This is a genomic window from Antarctobacter albus, from assembly GCF_900101505.1.
GTDB classification, from domain to species: Bacteria; Pseudomonadota; Alphaproteobacteria; order Rhodobacterales; family Rhodobacteraceae; genus Antarctobacter; species Antarctobacter albus.
Window position 1 is genome coordinate 73,226 of the sequence record NZ_FMZI01000016.1, and the last position, 23,373, is coordinate 96,598.

Sequence of the window (23,373 nt, forward strand, 5' to 3'; positions counted from 1 at the left end):
GCTCAGGCTCCTTGCGCGGCGGATTTGATGGCGGCGCGGATGCGCGGGTAGGTGCCGCAGCGGCAGAGGTTGCCGTTCATGGCCGAGTCGATGTCATCGTCCGTGGGGTTCGGGGTTTCGGCCAGCAAGGCGGCGGCCTGCATGATCTGGCCGGACTGGCAATAGCCGCATTGCGCCACCTGGTGATCGACCCAGGCCTGTTGCAGCCGGTGCAGCGCGTCCGGCGTGCCCAGCCCCTCGATTGTCGTCACCTCGCCCCAGACGTCGCCGACCGGCACCTGGCAGCTGCGCACTGCCTCGCCGTCGATATGCACCGTGCAGGCGCCGCAGGCCGCGACGCCGCAGCCGAACTTGGTTCCGGTGAGGTTCAGCGCATCGCGCAGAGCCCAGAGCAGCGGAACCTCGTCGGGCAGGTCCACCTCGTGCGAGGTGCCGTTGACGGTGAGCGTGGTGGCCATGTCGTCCTCCTGGTCGGTTTCTGACAAAATGGGTGAAATGTGTCAGGGTGTCAATTGACAGTTTTGCGTATTTTTGTCAGGACTGATGCCATGATGGATGCACCCCCAGCCGACCAGGTCAAGCAAGAGGCCATACTCACAGCCGCCCTGGCGGTGATGTGCCAGTATGGCTATCGCCGCACCTCGATGGGGGACATAGCGCAGGCCGCGGGCATGTCCCGTCCGGCGCTCTACCAGCATTTCCAGGGCAAGGAGGACATCGCCCGCCGCATGGTCGAAGTCTATTTCGACACCGCCGCGCGCGCGGTTTCCCAGGCACTGGCGGGCACGGGCAGCGTCGAGGACCTGCTGGCGCGGGGGCTTGCCGCCAAGACCGGGCCGATGGTCCGCGACATGCTGGACAGTCCGCACGGGGCCGAACTGCTGGACGTCAAGGACAGCCACGCGCGCGAGGTCGTCGCGGCCGGGACCGCCCGGCTGACCGGCGTCTTCGCCGACTGGCTGGCGCGCGAAGCGGCGGCAGGCCGCGTGCGGCTGGACGGTACGGCCGAAGAGGTGGCCGTGCTGATCCTCGGCGCGCTCGACGGGATAAAGCGCCCGCCCTACGCGCAATTCGTCGAGGCCCGCGAAAGGCTGGCGTATGTGCTGGGGCGGGGGCTGGCGACGGGAAGCTGACGGCGCTGGCCCCAAGGGAACACCGTCGTGTAATACTGCGTGCACGCTTTCTACCGGCCCGGTCCGGTCAGGGCCGCCACGCAAAGGAGATGCACACATGCGTCCAATCCGCCGCCCTCTGGCCTGCCTTGTCCTTCTCGGCGTTGCACTTGCGCAGCCCGCACTTGCTCAAGCGCCATTGTCGGCGCAGATGGATGACGTTGAAAGACTCGAACAGGCACTGGAGGACAGGATTGGCCCCGACGCGGCTCTTGACGTGATGGCGCGGGCCCTGTCCGCGACAGAGGTCACCGAAGGCCATGTCCAGGCCTGGGCGAACGGGCTGACCGCGGTGTATTTCCGTTTCGACGATCTCTACGAGGACGCGGGGATCGCGCTCCGTGCATGGCGCCGGGCGGTCTGGGACGACCGTTATACAGAGCGCGAGGCGCGGCAGCACGTCGACGCCGGGCTGCATGATCTTCGGCTGGCCCATGATGAGATCGTCGCAAGCTTGCCGGACTATCTGTTTCATGTCGCCCGGTCGCAGACGTGGAGCGATCGGGCCCGTCGGATCGCGCGTACCACGTCGATCGCAGGGAAGGGATGCCGCCCGTACTACCGGGCCCTGAACATGGCCGATATGGAACGGTCAATGGCCCGGGCCTCCTTGCCCTATCATCTCTTGGACAGGTCCCTGTTGCCGCTGCCAGAGGAGGAACCGCGCGGGGACGACCTGTTGCGGATCTTCGCGGCAGTCCTGCCCAGGGACCCGGTTCCCCCCGCGGTCCTGCGCCGCCGGTATGATCGTCTGCTGTCGGAACTGGAATCAGCCGGGCTGCCAGCGGAGGATCCGCTGGTGTTTTCTGTCAGGATGGCTGCAGCGCAGACCGGGCAATGGCAGACGACTTTGCCAGTCCTGGTGGGCGGGCTCGGCAAGGTCGACGGACAAGCCCGCGACCGGATCGCAGCCGAAACGGCGGGGATCCTCGCGACCCGGATTTCAGAGCTTTTGCCTTTGCTTGCCTTGATCGAGCCCGGGGAAGGGTGGCTCGACAGGGCACATGATCTGGTCGACGTCGCCCAGCGGCTTGTGCTCTTGCATGACGACCTTGAACGGCGCGGGGTCGATGCCAGCCCGCTTTTGCGCGGGCTTTCGGCGGTGCGGTCGGCCCTTCTGGTCCTGCGGACGCCCGGCAGCGGCGAAGAGGCCCGGCGTCTCAACGCGGCCATTGCCGACCTTGGCCGCTTTGCAAGCCGCGACATTCCTCCGACGGCGCCGATTGCCGTGCCGGCCGCAATAGCCGCCGGGGTGATCGACGTGGCCGGGGAGGGTTTCGACCAAAGCGCCCAAACCCTTGACCACTTGGCGCGCTACCTGGAAACGGGCGATCCGGCGGACTACCAGCGTATTCTCGAAGCGGCCCGGGGCGTGCAGGACGTGCTCAGCCCCCGCAATTTCCTGCGACATGCGGTCGTCGGCGGGATCGAGGGCGTGGTTTCCAACGTACCGGGCCTGCGGAGTTTCCTCGGTCGTCATATCGAGGATCTTGCCGAATGGGCCCTCGACTCGGAGCCTTATGACTGGGAGGCGTCATACGATCCCGGCCTGTTTGGTCCGCGAGGGCAGGGTGTGTGCCCTCGGTCGTGACAGCCCCACCTGCCGGGGCCGGCAGGGGCCGTCCCCGAGCTTTTGTACAAAACGCTGATTTCCGTGTACGTTTTGTACAAAACGTACAGGCCTCAGATCTCGCCGCCCGCGATCTGGATGGCCTGTCCGTTCACGCTGCCAGAGGCCGCGTGGCACAGCCAGACCGCCGCCTGCGCCACTTCCTCGGGGGCGATCAACCGCCCGTGTGGGTTGACGTCGACCATCGCCGCGCGCGCCTCTGCCTCGGACCAGCCGGTGCGCTTCATGATGTTGTCGACGTTCATGGTCACGATGTCCGTGTCCACGTAGGCCGGGCACAGGGCGTTGAAGGTAAAGGGTTTTCTTGCGTAATCCGCAGCCAGTGCCCGGATCAGCCCCATGAGCGCGTGTTTCGAGGCCGTATAGGTCGGCGCGCCCTTCAGCCCCTTGATCCCCGCGATCGAGGACACGGCGATCACCCGGCCCCAGTCGGTCTCGACCATGCTTTTCAAGCATTCGCGAATGGTCAGAAAGGCGCCGTCGACATTTGTCGCCATCATGGTCCGCCAGAATTCCATATCCGTCTTGAGGATCGCCCGCCCCTCCGCGATCCCGGCATTGGGCACGCAGATCTGAACCGGGCCGCGTGCGTCCACCGCCTCTTTAACCCCATGAATTACCGAGGTTTCATCCCTCACGTCCATCGAGATCGGAAAGATCCGCTCGCCCCGCGCCGCCTCCAGCCGCGCGGCATTGCGCCCGGTGATGGTGACCAGTGCGCCTTCGGCCGCCAGCGCCTGTGCAATCGCCAGTCCGATGCCGCTGCCGCCGCCCGTCACAAGCGCGTGTTTGCCTTCGATCATGTCTGCCTCCCTGTCGTGGCCCGAACCCTACCGCGCCCCGACGCTGTGACAAGAGGTCCGCGAGAGGTTGCTTGGCAATACTATTCACGCATGCGAATATGTTGGAGATTTTCGGGAGGATCTCATGAACACACGTTTTGCCCTGACCTCGGCGTTGGTACTGGCGGCGGTCACCGCACAGGCCAGCGAGGACATCGCCGACAAGTACCCGCAGTCCGAGCTGTACGACAAGCCGGTCGAAGTCATCCCGCATGTCTTCTCGGCCATCGGCGCGACGGCGCCGCCGACCTATGAAAATTCCGGCCATAACAACAACTTGTCTTTTGTCATTACCGGCGACGGCGTGGTGGTCATCAACGGCGGTGCCTCTGCGCGGCTGGCCAGGGCCCTGCATGACGAGATCAAGGCGATCACCGATCAGCCGGTGAAACTGGTCATCAACGAGAACGGGCAGGGCCATGCCGTGCTCGGCAATTCCTACTGGGCCGACCAAGGCGTCGACATCCTTGCCCATGCCGAGGCCATCGAGGAGGTCGAGGAGAACGGTGATTTCATCCTGCAGGGGATGCAGCGCTACAACCGGGACAAGGCCGAGGGCACCCGCGTCGTGGTGCCGAACATGTCGTTCGACGATGAATACGCCTTTACACTGGGTGAGGTCGAATTCCATGTCCTGCACCTTGGCCCCGCCCACGGCCCCGGCGACACCCAGGTCTGGATCCCGCAATGGGGAATCGTGATCGCTGGCGACATCGCCTTTCACGAACGCATGCCGCCGATCTTTGCCGATACCTGCACCAGCTGCTGGATCGAGACCTTCGACGGCCCCTTCACCGGACTTGGCGCGACCTATGTCATTCCCGGTCACGGGCACCCGACGAACATGGCGCAGGTGACGCGGTATACCACCGACTATCTCAAGGACCTGCGGGCCAAGATCGGCGACCACATCGACGAGGGCGGCGAGCTGGCGGATGCCTATTACATCGACCAGTCCAACTGGGCGCATCTGGATACCTTCGAGGAACTGGCCACCAAGAACGCCGGGCGGGTCTTTGAAGAGATGGAGTGGGAATAACCGGTTTCGGGTATAGGATAAGGGACGCGGCGCCGGGCGATTGTCCGGCCCGCCTCTTGCCTTTGGCGAAACGACAAGGGGACCTGCCATGCATTCCAGTCTCAAAGCGGTCGCCTGCGCGGTCGGCCTCGCGGCGGTTGCGCCCTTTGCCCCGGCTCTTCCCGGAGAGCTGGAGGATGAAATCATCGGCTACATGGACTTTGCCACCGAGACCGCGGGGATCATCCTGCCGCAGCAGCTGACGCGTGAGGTCTGGGAGGGCATCCATTTCATCGACACCCGCAGCCTGGCGGATTTCGAGGCCGGCACGATCCCCGGTGCGCGTCACATCGAGTGGAGCGAGGTGCCGGGCCGGCTGGACGAGATCCCGGAGGAAGGCATGGTCATCCTGTTCTGCAACACTGGTGTCCGGTCGTCGCAGGCCACTTTCGCCGCGCGGGTGATGGGACGGGAAAACGTGCTTGTCATGCAGTCGGGGTATGAGGGATGGCTGAGGGACGGTGCCTATCATCCCGAATAGGCTTCGCCGGTCCGGAGCAACAGTTGCAGGAGAGTGCTTGGTGATGAAATGGATCGACATGCCGCCGGTCTGGCTGCTGGGGGCCTTGTGTCTGGCCTGGGTGCAAAAGACCCATTTCGGCTATGGTCTGGGGTTTGGCCCTGTCGTCGCCGATCTTCTTGGCGGGCTGCTGGTCGGGGGCGGGATAGTCCTGATGGCGCTGGCGTTCTACGAGATGCGGCGCCATCGGACCACCGTCATCCCGCACCAGGAGGCGGACAGGCTGGTGACAAGCGGCATCTTCAAACGATCGCGCAACCCGATCTACCTTGGCGATTCAATGATCCTCCTGGGGATGATCTTTTACTGGGACGCGGTCCTGGCGCTGCCACTTGTGCCGATCTTCGTCTGGGTGATCGAACGGCGTTTCATCACGCCCGAAGAGGATCGACTGCGCCGGAAATTCCGCGCCGCCTTTGCCCGCTACGAAAGGGATGTGCGGCGGTGGGTCTGATCGCCGAATGACTGCGGATTAAGCACTAATCCTTTGGTAGAAGTGACCTGTGGTCGCATGGTGCCCGTAGCATGCCGACCAAGGTTGTTCCCGGGCCGGGGGTTCGGCACATCTTGCACCGGGCAAGTTACCGAAACCACTAGGAATATTCCGCCGATGTGCCAGGCTGGTATACGATCGTGCGCAATATTGTTTCGATATTGCTGCATGTTGCGCAATAATAGTTGTCTGGCTTTAACTTTGGGTCATGGTGTGTTTTACAACCCGCGCTGCCTGTCGCTGCAGAGCCGCATGATTGCGCTGAAATGCGAATTAACGCCTCATCAGGGGCGTAGGAGTACCTGAGAACAAAGGGGAATACCGTGAAGATAGGGACGCCAAGAGAGGTCGAAGCAGGAGAGAATCGCGTTGCGATGACCCCGGATTCGGCCCGCCAGCTGCAAAAGCTGGGCTATGAATGTTTGATTGAATCCGGCGCGGGGTCGCGGGCAGAGTTCTCCGATGCGGATTACGAGGCTGCGGGCGTCAAGGTTGTCGGCAGTGCCGCCGATCTCTGGGGTGAGGCAGACATCATTGCCAAGGTGCGCATTCCGACGCTGGACGAGCTGGAGCACCTGACACCAGAGAAGACGCTGATCACCTTCTTCAATCCGGGCGGCAACCAGGAAGGTCTGGACATCGCCAAGGCGAAGGGCGCCAACGTCATCGCGATGGAAATGGTGCCGCGGATCAGCCGCGCCCAGAAGATGGACGCGCTGTCCTCGATGGCCAATATCGCCGGCTACCGCGCCGTGATCGAGGCCAGCAACAACTTTGGCCGGTTCTTCACCGGGCAGATCACCGCCGCGGGCAAGGTGCCCCCGGCCAAGGTTCTGGTCGTGGGCGCCGGTGTTGCCGGCCTGGCCGCCATCGGCACCTCGACCGCGCTGGGTGCAGTCACCTACGCCTTTGACGTGCGGCCCGAAGTGGCCGAGCAGGTCGAATCGATGGGCGCCGAGTTCGTCTATCTCGACTTCGAGGAAGAGCAGCAGGACGGCGCGGCAACCGGCGGCTATGCCTCGGTCTCGTCCCCAGAGTTCCGCGAGGCGCAGCTGGCCAAGTTCCGCGAGCTGGCCCCCGAGGTGGACATCGTCATCACCACCGCCCTGATCCCCAACCGCGAGGCGCCCAAGCTGTGGCTCGAGGACATGGTCAAGGCCATGAAGCCGGGGTCGGTCATCATCGACCTGGCCGCCGAAAAGGGCGGCAACGTCGAAGGCACCGTCAAGGACGAGAAGGTCGTCACCGACAACGGCGTGACCATCGTCGGCTACACCGACTTCCCCTCGCGCATGGCGACGCAGTCCTCTACGCTTTACGCCACCAACATCCGTCACATGATGACCGATCTGACGCCCGACAAGGACGGCAAGATCAATCACAACATGGACGATGACGTGATCCGTGGTGCTACCGTCACCCACCAGGGCGAGATCACCTTCCCGCCGCCGCCGCCCAAGGTACAGGCGATCGCGGCCAAGAAGCAGGAAAAGCCCAAGGAGCTGACGCCCGAGGAGAAGCGCGCCCAGGAAGTCGCGGCCTTCAAGGCGCAGACCAGGCAGCAGTTCACGCTGCTGGGGATCGGCGGTGTGCTGATGCTGCTGGTGGGCCTCGTCGCCCCGGCCAGCTTCCTGCAGCACTTCATCGTCTTCGTCCTGTCGGTCTTTATCGGCTTCCAGGTGATCTGGAACGTCAGCCATTCGCTGCACACCCCGCTGATGGCGGTCACGAACGCGATTTCGTCGATCATCATCCTTGGCGCCCTGATGCAGATCGGAACCAGCGGAACGCTTGTTCTCATCCTTGCCGCCATCTCGGTCTTCTTTGCCGGGATCAACATCTTCGGCGGCTTCCTCGTGACCCGGCGCATGCTCGCCATGTTCCAGAAATCGTAAAGAGGACAAGGACTCATGGAATACGGATTTACCACGGCGGCCTATGTGGTCGCGGCTGTCCTCTTCATCCTGTCGCTGGGCGGCCTGTCGGGCCAGGAAAGCGCCAAGCGCGCGGTCTGGTACGGCATCGTCGGCATGGCGCTGGCGGTCTTCGCCACGCTGATCGGACCTGGTTCGGGCCTCTGGATCCTGTCGGTCATCCTGATCGCCGCAGGCGGCATCATCGGCTACTTCCTGGCCTCCAGGGTCGAGATGACCCAGATGCCGGAACTGGTTGCCGGGATGCACGCACTGGTCGGCCTGGCGGCCGTCTTTGTCGGCTACAACGCCGAACTGGTCATGAACACCGTTGCCGCGCTGCAGGCCGAGGGCGCCACCGAGGCGCTGGAGGCGCTCAAGGGCTTCTCGGCCAAGGTCGCGCACAAGACCCCGGCAGAGATCAACATCCTCAAGATCGAGGTCTTCCTGGGCGTGTTCATCGGTGCCGTGACCTTTACCGGGTCGGTCATCGCCTATGGCAAGCTTTCGGGCAAGGTGACCTCGGCGGCGAAAAAGCTGCCCGGCGGCCACATGCTGAACGCCGGCGCGGCGCTGATCTCGATCCTGCTGCTGATGATCTACATGGGCAGCTCGGGCGGCTGGACGCTGCTGTTGATGTCGGTTGCGGCCTTCTTCATCGGCTATCACCTGATCATGGGCATCGGCGGCGCCGACATGCCGGTCGTGGTCTCGATGCTCAACAGCTACTCTGGCTGGGCGGCGGCGGCGATCGGCTTCAGCCTCGGCAACGACCTCTTGATCGTGGTTGGCGCGCTGGTCGGCTCGTCGGGTGCGATCCTGTCCTACATCATGTGCAAGGCGATGAACCGGTCCTTCGTCAGCGTCATCCTGGGCGGCTTCGGCGGCACGGGTGGCCCGGCGATGGAGGTCGAGGGTGAACAGGTTGCCATCGACGCGGACGGTGTGGCGCAGGCCCTGGAAGAGGCCGACAGCATCATCATCATCCCCGGCTACGGCATGGCGGTGGCTCAGGCCCAGCAGAATGTGGCTGAACTGACCCGTCGGCTGCGCGCCCAGGGCAAGGAAGTGCGTTTCGCCATCCACCCGGTCGCGGGCCGTCTGCCCGGGCACATGAACGTGCTGCTCGCAGAGGCCAAGGTGCCTTACGACATCGTTCTGGAGATGGACGAGATCAACGAGGACTTCCCGGACACGGACGTGGCCATCGTCATCGGCTCGAACGACATCGTGAACCCGGCGGCCCAGGAAGACCCGAACTCTCCCATCGCGGGGATGCCGGTTCTGGAATGCTGGAAGGCCAAGCAGGTCTTCGTTTCCAAGCGGGGGCAGGGCACGGGCTACTCGGGCATCGAGAACCCGCTGTTCTACAAGGAGAACACGCGGATGTATTACGGCGACGCGAAACAGTCGCTGGGCGAGTTGCTCAACCGGATCAGCTGAGGCTCGACCGAAATGTTCCAGCGGCCCCGCCTTGTGCGGGGCCGTTTTTCTTTTGCAGGCCTTGATCTGGGGCAACGACGCGCAACGGGCGTTGTTTCAGCCTTCGTCCCATGTCTGTCTTTCGCCTCTCGCCAATGCTGACCGCAAAGTTTGATCATGGCGGGCTTCCGCGCCTGGCGGCGATTGCCGGAGCGATGGTGGGCGGCGCAGTCTGCGGCGTCATCCTTGATCTGGTGTTCCTGCAAGCGGCGACCCGGACCGAGGGCGCCTTCGCGCATGACAACGCGCAGGCAGTTGGGTTGTTCATCGGGATCGAAGTGGCTGGTCTGATGTTTCTGGCACCGGTCGGTCTGATTGGCATTTTCGCTTTGCTGCAATGGGCAGCGCGTCACGGCTTCATGACGCCGGCGAGTTTCATGCTTGGGGGCTTTGGCATCACCGCATTTCTGGTGCTCGTGGTCCTGCTGGTGCTCATCCTCGCCAATCTTGCCCTCGCGACCGGCAGCGTGACAAATTTCAGCGTCGTGTTCCTTCTGCTGTGGCCCGTGCATATTGGTGTATTTTACGGGCTGCCCGCTGGTATTTCCCTCTGGACGATCCTTGCACATGCGCATTCGCAGCTGCGCCCGATGGGCGGCGGAGGCGCGGTGCTGCTTGTCGGGGCGGTCCTGATCCTCCTTTGGGGCAGCATCGTCGTTCGCATCTTTCAGGGTGCCGGCTGAATGCCGGAATTCCTTGCCTTGACGCGCGCCAATGGCGCTGCGCCGGGGCTGAGTTGAGAGCAGGACGCGGCGGGTTTCCGCCATTGCCACATCTCGACAAGATCATGGGGGTCGCCGTTTCGGCGGCCCCATTTTAGTCTGACGCGAAAAGAGGGGACACTATGGAACTGGCACTGCAGATCAATTCGGTGTTTCGCGTGGCTGGCTGGCAGATCGTCAAGCCTCTGGAGCCGCTGACACCGGATCACTTGATCGAGGATCTCGCGCAGTATTCAAAGCGCGCCGTGGTGGTCGACCTGGGGTACTACCCCGAGAACGACGCCGAGAACGGGGCCTTTCGGATTCATGCCGTGCGCGACCAGGACTGGGAGCATCCCCTGGTCGATATCAAGGTGCGGGACGCGAATATGGCGCTGGACCTGTTGCGCCAGATGCCGGGTTTGCTGGGGCGGCTGGGTCCGCTTTGAGTCCCGGCTTTGCAACCTGTTTCCCTAAATTTTGCAAATGGCTGGGTTGGCAGGGTTTGCACATCTGCTCGATGCTCCCTTGCGGCGACGCAGCAAGTCGAGCAACAACATGAGTGAAATATTCATGGCGAGGGGGAGCGCCATGAACCTGACGATGAACCGCAATGTCCTGGCCGAAGCCTTCGGCGCCAACGAGGGCGCTGCGCTGCGCCTCAAGCAGGTGGCGCTGGTGGTGCTGGGCATCGCCGTGCCGGCCGCTGCGGCCAAGATCAAGGTGCCGATGTGGCCCGTCCCGATCACGATGGGCACCTTTGCCTTCCTGACCGTCGGCGCCGCCTACGGTCCGCGCCTGGGTCTGGTGACGATCCTTGGCTACATGATCATCGGCGCGCTGGGTTTCGATGTCTTCGCGGGTTCCTCGGCCGAGGCCTTCGGCATCGAATACATGATGGGCGGCACCGGTGGCTACCTCGTAGGCTACGTCCTGGCGACCGTCGCGCTGGGTGTCCTTGCCCGCGCGGGCTGGGACCGCTCGGCCCCGAAGATGGCTGGCGCCATGCTGTTGGGCAACGTCATCATCTACGTTCCGGGCCTGATCTGGCTGGGCATGCTCTACGGCTGGGACAAGCCGATCCTGGAATGGGGCCTGACGCCCTTCCTCGTCGGTGACGCGATCAAGGTGGCGCTGGCTGCCGTGATCCTGCCGCTGGCCTGGAAACTGGTGGGCCGCGCGCGCGGCTGATCCCCAACGATCCGATTGACCGAAAGGCCGGGCGCATCGCCCGGCCTTTTTCGTTTCAGCCCCTGCGATCGGCGGCGAAGGCCGAGAGATCGGCGTTCACCGGTTCGCCCGCCATCATCTGCGCCAGCCAGCGCCCGGTGCGCGGGCCACCTGTCAGGCCGATATGCTGATGTCCGTAGCCCAGATAGACATTGGCCAGCCGGGGACTGGGGCCGATTACGGGCAGGGAATCCGACGTGGCGGGCCGGTGGCCCATCCATTCGCTGGTGTGGCTGTAGGTCAGATCGGGAAAGATGCGCGCCACGCTGCGCCGCATCAGTTCGAAAGGCGCGCGGGAAGCCGGGGCTTTCAAGCCGCCGAACTCCACGATGCCCGCGGCCCGCAGGCGCCCACGCATCGAGGTGGCGACGAATTTGCCCGAGGCCACCATCACCGGCGCGCGCAATTCGATGTTGGGGGAATGGAATTCGACGTGATAGCCGCGTTCGCTTTCCAGTGGCACCGTGACGCCAAGGGCGCCTGCAATCCCGCCCGACCAGGCGCCAAGCGTCACGGCAAAGCCCTCTGCCGCGATCTCGCCCTTGTCGGTCAGCGCGGCCACGGCGCGTCCGTCTTCCTCGCGAAAACCGGTCACGCTGGCCTGTACGATCTGCCCGCCACCTGCCTCGAAGGCGGCAGCCAGCGCGCGGACATAGGCGCCGGGGTCGGTGATCGTGCCGTGCCGGGGGCTGTCGACGCCATAGCCAAAGCGGCCCGCCAGCGCCGGGTCGAAGGCGGCCATGTCCCCGGGCGTCATCTCGCGTACCGTGTAGCCATTGCGCCGCCGCAGGTCCCAGCCATAGGCATCTGCCTCGAAGGCCTGCTTGCTGGCATAGCCGTGCAGGTAGCTGCCGGGCTGGATGAATTGGACGGCCTCCGTTCCCTCTGCCAGGGCCTGGTGCTGGTCGGCGCTGTCCTGCAGCAGCAGGGTCAGCGCGCGGGTGATCTGCTCGACCTTGGCCTGTCGCGCGTGCCCCATGTAGCGCAACAGGAAGGGCAGGAGGCGCGGCAGGTAGCCCCATTTCAGGAACAGTGGCTGTCGGGGATCGAACAGCATCCCCGGCGCCTTCCAGATCAGGCCGGGGACGGGCAGGGGCACCACGGCCCCCGCCGCGATGATGCCCGCGTTGCCGGTCGAGGCACCGGCCGCCGGGCCTTCGCGGTCGATCAGCGTGACCTCGCATCCCATGCGCTGCAGCCAGAGCGCGGTGGAGACCCCCACCATGCCCGCACCGATCACGGCCACCTGACGATATGCCTTCATGCTGCCCCCCATGTTGCGGCGCGACAGTGGCGCGGATCAGGGACCGGAGGCAAGAGGGCTTCAGGCCAGTTCCGTCTCGATTTCGGCGCCCTGTTCCAGCGTCTTGTGGACCGGGCACTTGTCCGCGATTTCCAGCAGCCGGGCGCGTTGGTCGGCATCGAGGTCGCCTTCCAGCGTGATCCGGCGCACAAAGCGGTCCACCCGTGTCGTCGCGCTTGTTCCCGCGTCCTGGGCATGAACCTTGTCATGGGTCACGTCCACGCTGATCCCGGTCAGCGGCCACCCCTTGCGCCGGGCGTACATGCGGATGGTCATCGAGGTACAGGCGCCCAGCCCCGCCGAGAGGAACCCGTACGGCGACATGCCCCGGTTGCTTCCGCCATAGGCCTCGGGCTCGTCCGCAAGCGCATGGTGGTGCGGCCCGTTCTGGATGTCCTGCAGAAAGCCGTCAGCGGCGGCCTCTGTCACCCGCACCACGCCCTCTGGCGCGCCGATGGGCGGGGCAGGTGCGGGCAGGTCGAGGTAGCGGTCGGCCCAGGCCGTGATAACCTCGGCGACATATTCCGCATCCTCGGGGGACGAGACGAGGTGGTCGGCATTGTCCAGCGTGACAAAGCTCTTGGGGTGTTTGGCGGCGGTGAAGATCCGCGTGGCGTTGGAAATATCCACCACGGCGTCGCGCGGCGCGTGCAGCACCAGCAGCGCCTTTTTCAGAGACCCGATGACCGGTTCCAGTTCCTGCGCCTTCACGTCCCGCACGAATTCGCGCCCGATGGTGACGGGCCGCCCACCCAGATCCACCTGTGCCTGGCCCTCTTCCTCGATCCGGTCCAGCGCATCGGCAAAATTGTGCGTGACGTGATCGGGATCGAAGGGCGCACCGATGGTCGCCACGGCCCGGGCCGAGCCAATGTCGGGCGCCGCCCGCAGGACCGCCGCTCCCCCAAGCGAATGGCCTATCAGCAGGCTGGGCGCCATGCCGCGTCCCTCGAGGTAGTCGGCGGCGGCCTTCAGGTCGCCCACGTTGCTGTGAAAGGTCGTATTGGCGAACTCGCCACAGGAATGGCCCAGCCCGGTGAAATCAAAGCGCAGCACCGCGATCCCCATCGCGGAAAGCCGCTGGGCGATGCGCCGCGCGGCGGCGATGTCCTTGCCGCAGGTAAAACAATGGGCGAAGAGGGCAGTGGCGAGCGGTGTGTCCTCGGGCAGGTCCAGCCGTGCGGCCAGCCTGTCTCCGGCATGACCGGGGAATGTGATGCGTTCGGTGGGCATTGGGTCGTCCTGACGTTTTGTGGTTGGGTCAGAGAATGGGTCGGGCCGGGGCGGCTCACAAGCAAACTGTCAGGAGCGTCACGGCATGGTGAGTTTGATGCGCGCGCTGGTGAGCATTGTTGCAGGGGTCTTGGTGTTGGTCGCGCTGGCCACCTGGGGCGGGGCGCTGCACCCGGCAGGAGACTCCCTGGCTGTTGCGCGCCTGCCGCTTGTGGCGCTGGCGGGTTTGGCGGTGATCTGGACGGGGTGGCCGCGCTGGCTGCGCTGGGGGCTTGCCGGCGCGGCACTGGTGGTGTTGGGGCAGGCGGTTGTCATGAAGCTGGCCGCGCCGTCACCGGGCGGATTTGCCGTTTACCAGAAAAACCTTCTGTACCGGAACGCGCAGATCCCCGAACTGGCGGCGGACATGCTGGCCCAGGCGCCGGACGTCATCACCCTGCAGGAACTGACCAGCCGCAACGGCGACATCCTTGATCGACTGGCACCGGTCTATCCACATCGCGCCACCTGTCCCTTCTACAGCTGGAGCCGCAATGCCGTGCTCTCGCGCCACCCGGTGCTGCCCGGCGGGATGCTTTGCCTGCCGGGGCAGGGAGTGGCGGGCCTGCACCTGGACACGCCACAGGGGCCGGTCTGGGTTCTGTCGGTGCACCTGCGCTGGCCCTGGCCGCATCCCCAGGCGTCCCAGGCAGAGGCGCTGGAAGAGGTGCTGGCCGGGCTGGAGGGGCCAGTGGTCCTGTCCGGCGATTTCAACATGATGCCCTGGGGGCATTCGGTGCGGCGACTGACGTGGGCTGCGGGTGTGCGGCGCGCCGGGCCATTGCAACCGACCTACTGGCTGGCGCCACATGGCTGGCCCGCCGGGCAGGCGTTGCCGATCCCGCTGCCCTTGGATCAGGTCTGGGCGCCCGGCGGCGGACAGGTTGAGACGCGACCGCTCTGGGGATCGGATCATGCCGGAGTTCTGGCACGGGTGCATCTGGATGCAGATTGACGGTATCGGGCGTTTCGTGCCGCGTGACGCGCGGGACGGGGAAGAATGGGACCGATTGAGGGACTTCTGCGCGCGGTGGGGGCTGGCGGCCTTTTCGCGCGACCCATTCATCGGCGGTCATGTCACCGGCTCTGCCTTTGTGCTGTCGCCGGACGGGCGGTCCGTCCTGCTGACCCATCACGCCAAGCTGGATCGCTGGTTGCAGCTGGGGGGCCATTGCGACGGTATCGCGGATGCGCGCTTCGTGGCCATGAAAGAGGCCTACGAGGAAAGCGGGCTGGCGCGGATCGCGCTGCTGTCCCCGGATGTCTTCGACGTCGATATCCACGAGATCCCGCCGCGCGGGACAGAACCGGCGCACCTGCATTACGACGTCCGGTTCCTGATGCGTGCCGAAGCGGGCGAACTCAGCGCCTCGGCAGAGTCGAAGGCGTTGGCCTGGGTGCCGCTGGATCGTTTGCCGCGCTACACGCAGGCGGAGTCGGTCCTGCGCATGGCACACCGGGTAAAGGTCGGGGCGTGACGCCCTAGGTGCCCATCAGCATCGGGTCGAAAGGATAGGAAATCAGGTTCTCGTAGCCGTCCTCGGTGATCAGCACCTGTTCCTCCAGCTTGATCGAGAAATCGCCGCCGTCCGGCGAAACCAGCACCTCGACACAAAGCGTCATGCCCGGCTCCAGCTCATAGTCGAAGGCGCCGTCCACCATCTGGTCCGGGTAGGCCACCAGGGGCCATTCATCGCAAAGCCCCACACCATGCATGAGGCAGCCGTATTTCAGCCGCTGGAACTCGGGCCTCAGGACGTGGGTGTTGCGGGACAGATCCTGGATGTTCACACCGGGGCGCAGCATCTCCATGTTGGTCATGACGTGTTCATGCCCGTGGCGCATGGCATCGATCATGTCGGGCCGGGGCGCCCGGTCACCCACCCACCAGGTACGCGAGATGTCCACGCAGATGCCGTAGCTGCCGACAAGATCCGTATCGAAGGCGACGATTTCATTGTTCTGCACGATCCTCGGGCCACATTCCTGGAACCAGGGATTGGTGCGGGGGCCGGACGTCAGCAGGCGCGTCTCGATCCATTCGCCGCCGCGGCGGATGTTCTCGGCGTGCAGGACGGCCCAGATGTCGTTCTCGGACACGTCGCCACGCGGGACGTTCAGACGGGTAAACCGCTCCATCTCGTGCATCGCGGCCTCGCAGGCGTTGACGGCGCAGCGCATGGCCTTGATCTCGTCCGGGCCCTTCACGGACCGGGCCTTTTCGGTGACTTCTTCGCCGGGGAAGACGGTCAGGCCCTGCGCCTCGAGCGCGCGCAGCCCGTGGATCATGGGTTTGTCCACCGCCAGCCGCGTGTTGCCGGGCGCGTGCCGTGCCAGCAGGTCGGCGACCTCGGCGGCAAAGCGGTCGGCGGCCACGTCGACGCGATCCCCCCGGTCGAAATAGAACAGGTCCGCGCCCGAGCGCGCCTCGCGCACCAGCGGGTTGAACGAGGACAGGAAAGGTGCGTTCTTGTAGTCCCAGATCACCATGTACCCATCGGCACAGACCAGCACCGCCCGGAACGGGTTGTGGGTGTTCCAAAGCTGCATGTTCGTGCTGTCGGTCGCGTAGCGGATGTTGAGCGGGTCGAAAACCAGCAGCCCGGCAAGATCACGCGCCACGACATGATCGGTCAGCCGCTGCCATCGATAGCGCCGCATTTCCTGCAGGTCGGGCAGTTCCAGCCCCGCCGCGGCCCATTCGCCCAGTGCAAGGCGCGTGGGGCCGATCTCGATCCGGTCCATGTCGTTGGGGGTATTGTCGCCGGTCACGGCGCCGCGTGTCGGGTCGATTTTGCGGGTATCGCGGAAATGGGTGTTCATGGCGTCTTCCGAAGGCTGGTTGCATCAGCCTGCCGGGGCGCCCAGGGGCTGGCGCGCGAAATTGCGACCGTACAGCGGGTCGTTTTTCGACCGCTTTCGTTCAGGTGACGTGGGGTCGCGCGGCTGGCGGAGGCCGCGTCGCGGGCCTAGCCTGCGCGCATGATCCTGCAAGACCGAATCCCGTATGATGTCACAGCGCCGCGCCCCTTGCCGGGGATTGCGCCGCTGGATCCGTCGGAATGGTTGATCGTGGACGAGGCCTATGCCGGGCAGATGGCAGAGCGCCGCCGCCTGCTAGCCGACCGCTGCAACGAGGTGCTGGCCTTGTCGTCCGGGGCCGTCCCGGCGGCGGAAGAGTTGCTGGAAACGGTGCTTGCGGCGTTGCCTGACGGGTTTTCGCGGGCCGAAGACAGTGTTCTTTGCCCCGATGGCGCGCGTGTCGCGCTGGACAGGATCGATCCGCTGGGGACGCTGGGGCGGATCGTGCAGGAAGACCTGTGCCTGATGGAAAAGCATGGCGATCAGCATGTGTTGACAGGGGCCGTTCTGTGTTTCCCGGCCAGCTGGCGCCTGGACGAGAAATTCATGCGTCCGATGACGGATATCCACGCGCCGGTCGACAGTTTCGACGACAACATCGCGCGCCGGGTGCAAAGACTGTTCGATGGGGTGCAGGCGGGGCGTCCGCTGTGGCGGTTCAATGCCCTGCGATACGCCGAGTCAGAACTGTTTCATCCACGCTCGATGCACAACCCGCGCGCGCCGGTCGATCCCGCCGCCGCACCCTTCTGGCGGTCAGAGCGGCAGTGCATCCTGCGCCTGCCACGGACCCGCGCGGTGGTCTTTTCAATACACACCTACTTGGTGCGCAGCGAAGCGGTCACTGCAGCAACTGCCTGAGGAAATAGTCCATCTGACCGGTCGTGCTGAGCACGGCGATCAGGCTGGTCACGGCCATCATCTGGCTGGCACGCCGCAGGCCGAACCTGGACGGGCGCCGTTGCATCGCGGATTGCGCCACCACGGCGGGCAGGTTGGGGATTTCGGCCGGTTTCGAGCGTTTGGGGTAGAGCGTGCCGCAGATACCCTGCGCGGCGGCGGCGCTTTCGAACAGTGCGTCCTCGATTTCCGTGTCGACCCGGCCGATGCGGCGCGGCGAGACGAAGTTGCGCAGCCGGATGAAATCGTCCCGGTCGATCAGTGTATCGGGGGCGAACCATTCCAGGATGTCCGCCGAGGAGTGATCCAGCGCGGCCCGCACCGTATCCGACAACAGGCGCGCAGCGTCGGTTTCGTCGGGCGGTGTCCCGTCGGCGGTCACCACCTCCAGCACCACCCGGGGGCCGTAGTCGCTAAGTTCTTCGGACAGCACCGAGATGCCCAGATGGTGGCCCATCACGCGGCCCGGTTGTCGCCGTGTCGGAGACTTGGCGTCCGGGCGTGGATCAAGACGGGCCAGCACCTTGGCGGCGCTTTCGAGATAGGGCTCGGGGTGCAGATCCCGCACGTCCGGCAGGATCATCCCCGCGTAGGGGTATTCGAAGGTCATTCTGCTCTCCTGTGGCGGCATTCTTGTCCGCACAGGGAAAGACTGACCCCGAAACATGTTAACAATCGGGCGATTCGGGGAAAATTACGCGGTTTTGCGCTCTTTGTTTCCGGATCGGGCTCAGCGGCCGATCCTCTCGGCCGCGGCCGCGATGGCCTGCTGATAGACGGTGGCGGCGTTCCATTCGTTCAGGACGCGGAAGTTGTGCGTGCCAGGTCCGAAGGGCTGCCCCCGCTTCCATCCCTTCTGGCGCAGGAAATTGGCGGTCGAGGCCAGTGCATCGGCCTGGTTGTAGAAATCGACCCGTCCGTCACCAGTGGCATCGACGCCGTAGCGCATGGCATTGCCGGGCAGGAACTGGGTGTGGCCCAATTCGCCGTGAAAGGCGCCCTTCTGGCTCGGGGACAGCATCCCGCGATCCACCATTTTCAGCGCCGCGATGGCATGGGGCCGGAACAGTTGCGGGCGGCGGCAGTCATAGGCGACCGTCAGGATCGAATTGATCACAGGTTCTGTGCCCATCGTGCGGCCATAGCCGGTTTCCATGCCGTGAATGGCGACGATGATGCCTGCCGGAACGCCAAAGTGCTTTTCGAGGCTGTCGTAAAAGGCCTTGTTTTGGTTGATCCGGTTACGGGCACCGTTGGCGAAACTGTCGAGCGACCCAAGGCGGATCTGCACGAACCGTTCGAAGCTGTATTTCACGCCCTTCTGGTTGCGGTCCGCGCCGATCGTCTTGGTGGAATAGCGCGCGTTCATCAGGGCGTTGATGCCCCGGTCGCCGACCCCGGCGCGGCGCGCCTCGGTGGCGAATTCACCTTTCCAGGCGTCAAAGCCCGAGGCGGTGTTCCCGCAGCCCGCGGCAAAGGCGGGGACAGCGGTAAGGATGGCAAGGGCAAGGGCAGGGGCGAGGCGGCGCATGGCAGGGCTCCGGTTCGGACAGGTTTCCTGGAAGGTTAGCCGCGACTGGAGGAGGCGCCAAGAGGGTAGAGCGTGGGGTGGCGGGCTGCCGCTTCGCGCGGGGAGGGGGGCGGAAATGAAAACGGGCGCCTCAGGGGCGCCCGTTTCGCTGTGGATCGCGTGGCGATCAGCAGCTGTAGTACATGCCGAACTCGACCGGGTGCGGCGTGTGTTCGAACAGTTCGATCTCTTCCATCTTCAGTTCGATGTAGCCGTCGATCTGGTCCTTGGTGAAGACGTCGCCGGCGAGCAGGAACTCGTGGTCGGCCTTCAGGCAGTCGATGGCTTCACGCAGCGAGCCGCAGACGGTGGGGATGCCTTCCAGCTCTTCGGCCGGCAGGTCGTAGAGGTTCTTGTCCATCGCCTCGCCGGGATCGATCTTGTTGGTGATGCCGTCCAGGCCGGCCATCAGCAGCGCTGCGAAGCACAGGTAGGGGTTCGCCGACGGATCGGGGAAACGGGCCTCGACGCGCTTGGCCTTGGGGCTTTCGGTCCACGGAATACGGACGCAGCCGGACCGGTTGCGGGCCGAGTAGGCGCGCAGAACCGGCGCTTCGAAGCCGGGGATCAGGCGCTTGTACGAGTTGGTCGACGGGTTGGTGAAGGCGTTCAGCGTCTTGGCGTGCTTGAGGATGCCGCCGATGAAGTACAGCGCCTCCTGGCTGAGGTCCGCGTATTTGTCACCCGCGAACAGCGGCTTGCCGTCCTTCCAGATCGACATGTTGCAGTGCATGCCGGTGCCGTTGTCGCCGTAGATCGGCTTGGGCATGAAGGTGGCCGACTTGCCATAGGCATGTGCCACGTTGTGGATGATGTACTTGTACTTCTGCAGCTCGTCCGCCTGCTTGGTCAGCGAACCGAAGATCAGGCCCAGCTCGTGCTGGCAGGACGCCACCTCGTGGTGGTGTTTGTCGACCTTCATGCCGATGCGCTTCATGGTCGAGAGCATTTCCGAGCGCAGGTCCTGCGCGTCGTCAGTCGGGTTGACCGGGAAATAGCCGCCCTTGACGCCCGGACGATGACCCATGTTGCCGGTCTCGTACTCGGTGTCGGTGTTCCACGATGCGTCGACCGCGTCGACCTCGTAGGAGACCTTGTTGATCTTGTTCGAGAAGCGCACGTCGTCGAACAGGAAGAACTCGGCTTCCGGGCCCCAGTACGAGATGTCGCCGATGCCGGAGGACTTCAGGTAGGCTTCTGCCTTTTCGGCGGTGCCGCGCGGGTCACGCTCGTACGGTTCGCCGGTGTCGGGCTCGACGACCGAGCAATGCAGGCAGAGCGTCTTTTCGGCGTAGAACGGGTCGATATAGGCGCTTTCCAGGTCGGGCATGAGTTTCATGTCCGAGGCTTCGATCGACTTCCAGCCGGCGATCGAGGAGCCGTCAAACATGAAGCCCTCTTCGAGGAAATCCTCGTCGACCTCATCCGCGATCACGGTCACGTGCTGCAGCTTGCCGCGCGGGTCTGTGAACCGGATGTCGACGTAGGCGACGTCCTCTTCCTTCATCATGTCGAGAACAGCGTTGCTCATAACTGTTGAGTCCCTTTCTGTCATACTTTGGGGATGCCTGCGGCCCAGCAGTGCCGCGGTCAATTTCTGGAATTACAGCGCGTCCGAGCCGGTTTCGCCGGTGCGGATACGGATGGCCTGTTCGACGTGGCTGACAAAGATCTTGCCGTCGCCGATCTTGTCGGTCTTGGCGGCCTCGACGATGGCCTCGATGGCGGCATCGACCTGGTCGTCGTCAAGAACGATCTCTATCTTCACCTTGGGCAGGAAGTCGACGACGTACTCGGCGCCACGGTAGAGCTCGGTATGGCCCTTCTGACGGCCAAAGCCCTTCACCTCGACGACGGACAGACCCTGGATGCCCGCTTCTTGCAGCGCCTCCTTCACCTCATCAAGCTTGAATGGCTTGATGATCGCTTCGATCTTTTTCATGAGACCTCGCTCTCCCTTGCGCTCTTCGTGGACTTGGCAGATCACTTCTGGATGATCGCCACAATCCGATAGGCCCTGCGAGGGCCGGAAGCGGAGAGCGAATTTTTGGGCGAGGTCAAATTTTGTGCGAGTTGCGCAAAAATAGTGCAGAATTGAATCGCGGGGCAAAATGACAGAGCTTTTGACCTCGGCGCAGATGCGCCAGATCGAGCAGGCGGCCATCGACAGCGGCGCCGTGACGGGTCTTGAGTTGATGGAGCGGGCAGGTGCCGGCGTGGTCGAAGCGATCTTGGCGGAATGGCCGGAACTGGGGCAGGGCGCGCATCGGGCGGTCGTTCTCTGCGGGCCGGGGAACAATGGTGGCGACGGGTTTGTCGTGGCGCGATTGTTGCAGGAGCGCGGGTGGGACGTAGGGGTGTTCCTTTACGGCGATGCCGAAAAGCTGCCACCGGATGCGAGAGCGAATTATGAGCTGTGGCGGAAGATGGGCGCCGTCTCGTCTTGGGAAGACTTGAACGCTGAGCAAACCACCGCGGACCTGTTCATCGACGCGGTCTTTGGGACCGGCCTTACACGGCCCTTGCCCGAAGAGGTCGGGCGCGAACTGATCATGACCGCAACGCACGACAAGACGACAACAAAGGTTGTGGCCGTGGACATGCCATCGGGACTTTGCGCGGACAGCGGCAAAATGCTTGGCGGCGGCGGGGATTTCAGCGACCTCGTGGTATCGTTCCACTCGGCAAAGGTTGGGCACTATCTGGATCGTTCGTATCAGCGCTGCAATTCGTTGGTCGTCAAGGATATCGGCTTGGACCACGTGTTTGATGAAAGCCAGGTGCATTTGGTGGACCAAGCCCGCCTTTCGGACGACTCGTTCCCAGGGATTTCGAAACGGAAGTTCGACCACAAGTACACCCACGGCCACGCGCTGATCCTGTCCGGCGGTTTCGGCAAAACCGGCGCAGCGCGTCTGGCGGCGCGCGGCGCCCTCAGGATCGGGGCCGGGCTGGTGACTATGGGTGTGCCGGGTGCGGCGCAGATGGAGGTGGCAAGCCGGATCACCGCACTGATGCTGACCCGGGTCGAGGATGCCGGTAACCTGGCCGAGGTTCTGGAGGACAGGCGCCTCAACGCGCTATGTCTAGGGCCCGGCATGGGGGTTGAGCGGGCACGCGATCTGGTGCCTGTGGCGTTGGCTGCAAGGCACGGGCCTCGCGTGGTGCTCGATGCCGATGCCTTGACCGCCTATGCGGATTGTCCCGAGACGCTTTTTGCGATGCTGCACGCGAATTGCGTTCTGACACCGCATGGCGGCGAGTTCGCGCGGCTCTTCCCCGACATCGCGGAAAGGTTGAACAAGGAACCAACACGCGGCCCGGCCTATTCCAAGGTGGACGCAACGCGGGACGCTGCCGCCCGCGCGGGCTGCGTCGTGTTGTTCAAGGGGCCCGACACGGTGATCGCCGACCCGAACGGGGCCTGTTCGGTCAACGCGGCAGTCTACGACAGGGAGGCGCCCTGGCTGGCGACCGCAGGATCAGGCGATGTACTTGCCGGTTTCATTACCGGGTTGCTGGCCCGTGGCCTGACGCCAATGCGGGCCGCAGAAACCGGCGCCTGGCTGCATGTCAAGGCGGCGCGCAGTTTCGGCCCCGGCCTGGTCGCCGAGGACCTGCCCGAGGAACTGCCCAAGGTGTTTCGCAGGCTGGGGCTGTGACGCCTGTCAGGCGGTGACGTCGCTTGTGGCAGAGGCCAGTTCCAACCCGTCCGCATAAAGGATGTGCGGCGCGTCGAAGGCCAGTGCGACCAGTTGCATGTCGATTGTGCCCGCGCTGCGGATGAATTTGCCGTCGATCAGCCGTGACAGCGGCACCAGCGCCCGGTCCTTGCCGAACAGCGCCCTGGCCCGCCAGTCGCGCAACAGCACCTCTTGCGCGGCGGGCAGGACCAGCGTCAGGTCGGGCCGCATGTGCCCGAGGCTGCCAGGTGCCACGAAAACCGCTGGCAGGCGGCGGCGCAGGGGCCGCAGGGCTGCAAGCCGCGCCGTCCCGCTGTCGCGCGTGATGATCCTGTCCCCTGAGGAGAGATATTCCACCGGCAGCGCGCCATCGAGCGTCAGCACGAGAGTGCCGAGAGGGAGTGCATTGCAGGGGGCATTGGCGGATGCTTGGCACACGGACTCCACACCGTTGCCACGCCGGACCATGTCATGGGCCATCGTTTCTTGTTCCTGTATGTTACTGCCGGTCTTTTCTTGTTTTGCGGCAGGATAGGCCAAGATCCGGTTTATGTCGCCTGCAATTGCATAGGCTTTTCCAGGAATTTTCCGCTCGCCTCGGTCACGGCGCTTTGCTATTCAGCGCGACGTTGCGGGTGTGGCGAAATTGGTAGACGCACCAGATTTAGGTTCTGGCGCCGCAAGGCGTGGGGGTTCAAGTCCCTCCACCCGCACCAGATCAA

The 23,373-nt window shown here is 64.4% G+C and carries 24 protein-coding genes and 1 tRNA gene; 15 read left to right on the forward strand and 10 right to left on the reverse strand.

The genetic code is table 11. From position 1 onward, the window contains the following. Positions 1–2: 2 nt before the first annotated feature. Positions 3–458 (reverse strand): (2Fe-2S)-binding protein, encoded by a 456-nt coding sequence (locus tag BLQ71_RS21870; protein ID WP_074623250.1) that lies wholly within the window; start codon positions 456–458, stop codon positions 3–5. A gap of 90 nt (positions 459–548) precedes the next feature. Between BLQ71_RS21870 and BLQ71_RS21875 the strand changes: the two genes are divergently transcribed. Then, a complete protein-coding gene (locus tag BLQ71_RS21875) occupies positions 549–1,133 on the forward strand; it encodes a TetR/AcrR family transcriptional regulator (protein WP_074623251.1) in 585 nt (194 codons plus the stop codon). A 97-nt stretch (positions 1,134–1,230) separates the two neighbouring features. Further along, entirely contained in the window at positions 1,231–2,763 is a 1,533-nt protein-coding gene (locus BLQ71_RS21880; protein ID WP_139168483.1) for a hypothetical protein, read from the forward strand. A 92-nt stretch (positions 2,764–2,855) separates the two neighbouring features. Here the strand turns inward: BLQ71_RS21880 and BLQ71_RS21885 are convergent, their stop codons facing one another. Next, positions 2,856–3,605: an SDR family NAD(P)-dependent oxidoreductase gene (locus BLQ71_RS21885; RefSeq protein ID WP_074623253.1), complete on the reverse strand. Its 750-nt coding sequence runs from the start codon at positions 3,603–3,605 to the stop codon at positions 2,856–2,858. Between the two features lie 124 nt (positions 3,606–3,729). Between BLQ71_RS21885 and BLQ71_RS21890 the strand changes: the two genes are divergently transcribed. The 8 genes from BLQ71_RS21890 (at position 3,730) to BLQ71_RS21925 (ending at position 11,022) form a co-directional block, all read left to right on the forward strand. Beyond that, positions 3,730–4,683, forward strand: a complete 954-nt coding sequence (locus BLQ71_RS21890; protein ID WP_043146812.1) for an MBL fold metallo-hydrolase — start codon at positions 3,730–3,732, stop codon at positions 4,681–4,683. 88 nt (positions 4,684–4,771) lie between these two features. Further along, a complete protein-coding gene (locus BLQ71_RS21895) occupies positions 4,772–5,203 on the forward strand; it encodes a rhodanese-like domain-containing protein (protein ID WP_074623254.1) in 432 nt (143 codons plus the stop codon). A 43-nt stretch (positions 5,204–5,246) separates the two neighbouring features. After that, positions 5,247–5,696 carry a methyltransferase family protein gene (locus BLQ71_RS21900; protein WP_074623255.1) on the forward strand — a complete coding sequence of 150 codons (450 nt, stop codon included), beginning with the start codon at positions 5,247–5,249 and terminating at the stop codon, positions 5,694–5,696. Positions 5,697–6,058: 362 nt separating this feature from the next. After that, the gene (locus tag BLQ71_RS21905) at positions 6,059–7,630 is read left to right on the forward strand and encodes a Re/Si-specific NAD(P)(+) transhydrogenase subunit alpha (protein ID WP_074623256.1); all 1,572 of its coding nucleotides are present in this window, start codon (positions 6,059–6,061) and stop codon (positions 7,628–7,630) included. A 15-nt stretch (positions 7,631–7,645) separates the two neighbouring features. Continuing rightward, positions 7,646–9,091 (forward strand): NAD(P)(+) transhydrogenase (Re/Si-specific) subunit beta, encoded by a 1,446-nt coding sequence (locus tag BLQ71_RS21910; protein WP_074623257.1) that lies wholly within the window; start codon positions 7,646–7,648, stop codon positions 9,089–9,091. Between the two features lie 134 nt (positions 9,092–9,225). Then, entirely contained in the window at positions 9,226–9,813 is a 588-nt protein-coding gene (locus BLQ71_RS21915; RefSeq protein WP_133066188.1) for a hypothetical protein, read from the forward strand. 161 nt (positions 9,814–9,974) lie between these two features. After that, positions 9,975–10,280, forward strand: a complete 306-nt coding sequence (locus BLQ71_RS21920) for a hypothetical protein (protein ID WP_043146800.1) — start codon at positions 9,975–9,977, stop codon at positions 10,278–10,280. A 142-nt stretch (positions 10,281–10,422) separates the two neighbouring features. After that, positions 10,423–11,022, forward strand: coding sequence for a biotin transporter BioY (locus tag BLQ71_RS21925; protein WP_074623259.1), 600 nt, complete (start codon positions 10,423–10,425; stop codon positions 11,020–11,022). A 55-nt stretch (positions 11,023–11,077) separates the two neighbouring features. Here the strand turns inward: BLQ71_RS21925 and BLQ71_RS21930 are convergent, their stop codons facing one another. After that, complete coding sequence (locus BLQ71_RS21930) at positions 11,078–12,325, reverse strand: NAD(P)/FAD-dependent oxidoreductase (RefSeq protein ID WP_074623260.1); 1,248 nt, start codon at positions 12,323–12,325, stop codon at positions 11,078–11,080. A gap of 60 nt (positions 12,326–12,385) precedes the next feature. After that, on the reverse strand, positions 12,386–13,597 hold the full coding sequence (locus BLQ71_RS21935; protein WP_074623261.1) for a bifunctional alpha/beta hydrolase/OsmC family protein: 1,212 nt from the start codon (positions 13,595–13,597) through the stop codon (positions 12,386–12,388). Between the two features lie 85 nt (positions 13,598–13,682). Here BLQ71_RS21935 and BLQ71_RS21940 point away from each other — a divergent pair, with 85 nt between their 5' ends. Both BLQ71_RS21940 and BLQ71_RS21945 read left to right on the forward strand, forming a co-directional pair. Beyond that, complete coding sequence (locus tag BLQ71_RS21940; RefSeq protein WP_074623262.1) at positions 13,683–14,591, forward strand: endonuclease/exonuclease/phosphatase family protein; 909 nt, start codon at positions 13,683–13,685, stop codon at positions 14,589–14,591. Continuing rightward, positions 14,581–15,114 carry an NUDIX hydrolase gene (locus tag BLQ71_RS21945; protein WP_074623263.1) on the forward strand — a complete coding sequence of 178 codons (534 nt, stop codon included), beginning with the start codon at positions 14,581–14,583 and terminating at the stop codon, positions 15,112–15,114. Before BLQ71_RS21940 ends, BLQ71_RS21945 begins: the two co-directional genes overlap by 11 nt. A 4-nt stretch (positions 15,115–15,118) precedes the next feature. Here BLQ71_RS21945 and dddP read toward each other — a convergent pair whose 3' ends face one another. After that, positions 15,119–16,459 carry a dimethylsulfonioproprionate lyase DddP gene (gene dddP / locus BLQ71_RS21950; protein ID WP_074623264.1) on the reverse strand — a complete coding sequence of 447 codons (1,341 nt, stop codon included), beginning with the start codon at positions 16,457–16,459 and terminating at the stop codon, positions 15,119–15,121. Between the two features lie 159 nt (positions 16,460–16,618). On the opposite strand from dddP, the gene BLQ71_RS21955 reads away from it, so the two are divergent. Then, a complete protein-coding gene (locus BLQ71_RS21955) occupies positions 16,619–17,359 on the forward strand; it encodes a heme-dependent oxidative N-demethylase family protein (protein WP_074623265.1) in 741 nt (246 codons plus the stop codon). On the opposite strand, the gene BLQ71_RS21960 is transcribed toward BLQ71_RS21955, so the two are convergent. From BLQ71_RS21960 to BLQ71_RS21975, 4 genes are all read right to left on the reverse strand, one after another. Next, positions 17,340–18,008: a hypothetical protein gene (locus BLQ71_RS21960; protein ID WP_043146793.1), complete on the reverse strand. Its 669-nt coding sequence runs from the start codon at positions 18,006–18,008 to the stop codon at positions 17,340–17,342. The genes BLQ71_RS21955 and BLQ71_RS21960 overlap by 20 nt on opposite strands. Before the next feature lie 120 nt (positions 18,009–18,128). Beyond that, positions 18,129–18,929, reverse strand: coding sequence for a lytic murein transglycosylase (locus BLQ71_RS21965; protein ID WP_074623266.1), 801 nt, complete (start codon positions 18,927–18,929; stop codon positions 18,129–18,131). 166 nt (positions 18,930–19,095) lie between these two features. Beyond that, positions 19,096–20,499, reverse strand: a complete 1,404-nt coding sequence (glnA, locus tag BLQ71_RS21970) for a type I glutamate--ammonia ligase (RefSeq protein WP_043146791.1) — start codon at positions 20,497–20,499, stop codon at positions 19,096–19,098. Positions 20,500–20,571: 72 nt separating this feature from the next. Beyond that, complete coding sequence (locus tag BLQ71_RS21975; protein WP_043146790.1) at positions 20,572–20,910, reverse strand: P-II family nitrogen regulator; 339 nt, start codon at positions 20,908–20,910, stop codon at positions 20,572–20,574. Between the two features lie 169 nt (positions 20,911–21,079). Between BLQ71_RS21975 and BLQ71_RS21980 the strand changes: the two genes are divergently transcribed. Beyond that, entirely contained in the window at positions 21,080–22,630 is a 1,551-nt protein-coding gene (locus BLQ71_RS21980) for a bifunctional ADP-dependent NAD(P)H-hydrate dehydratase/NAD(P)H-hydrate epimerase (protein WP_074623267.1), read from the forward strand. A 6-nt stretch (positions 22,631–22,636) separates the two neighbouring features. Here BLQ71_RS21980 and BLQ71_RS21985 read toward each other — a convergent pair whose 3' ends face one another. Next, the gene (locus BLQ71_RS21985; protein ID WP_229754951.1) at positions 22,637–23,035 is read right to left on the reverse strand and encodes a Hint domain-containing protein; all 399 of its coding nucleotides are present in this window, start codon (positions 23,033–23,035) and stop codon (positions 22,637–22,639) included. Positions 23,036–23,282: 247 nt separating this feature from the next. On the opposite strand from BLQ71_RS21985, the gene BLQ71_RS21990 reads away from it, so the two are divergent. After that, a tRNA-Leu gene (locus BLQ71_RS21990) sits at positions 23,283–23,367 on the forward strand. Positions 23,368–23,373: the final 6 nt, after the last annotated feature.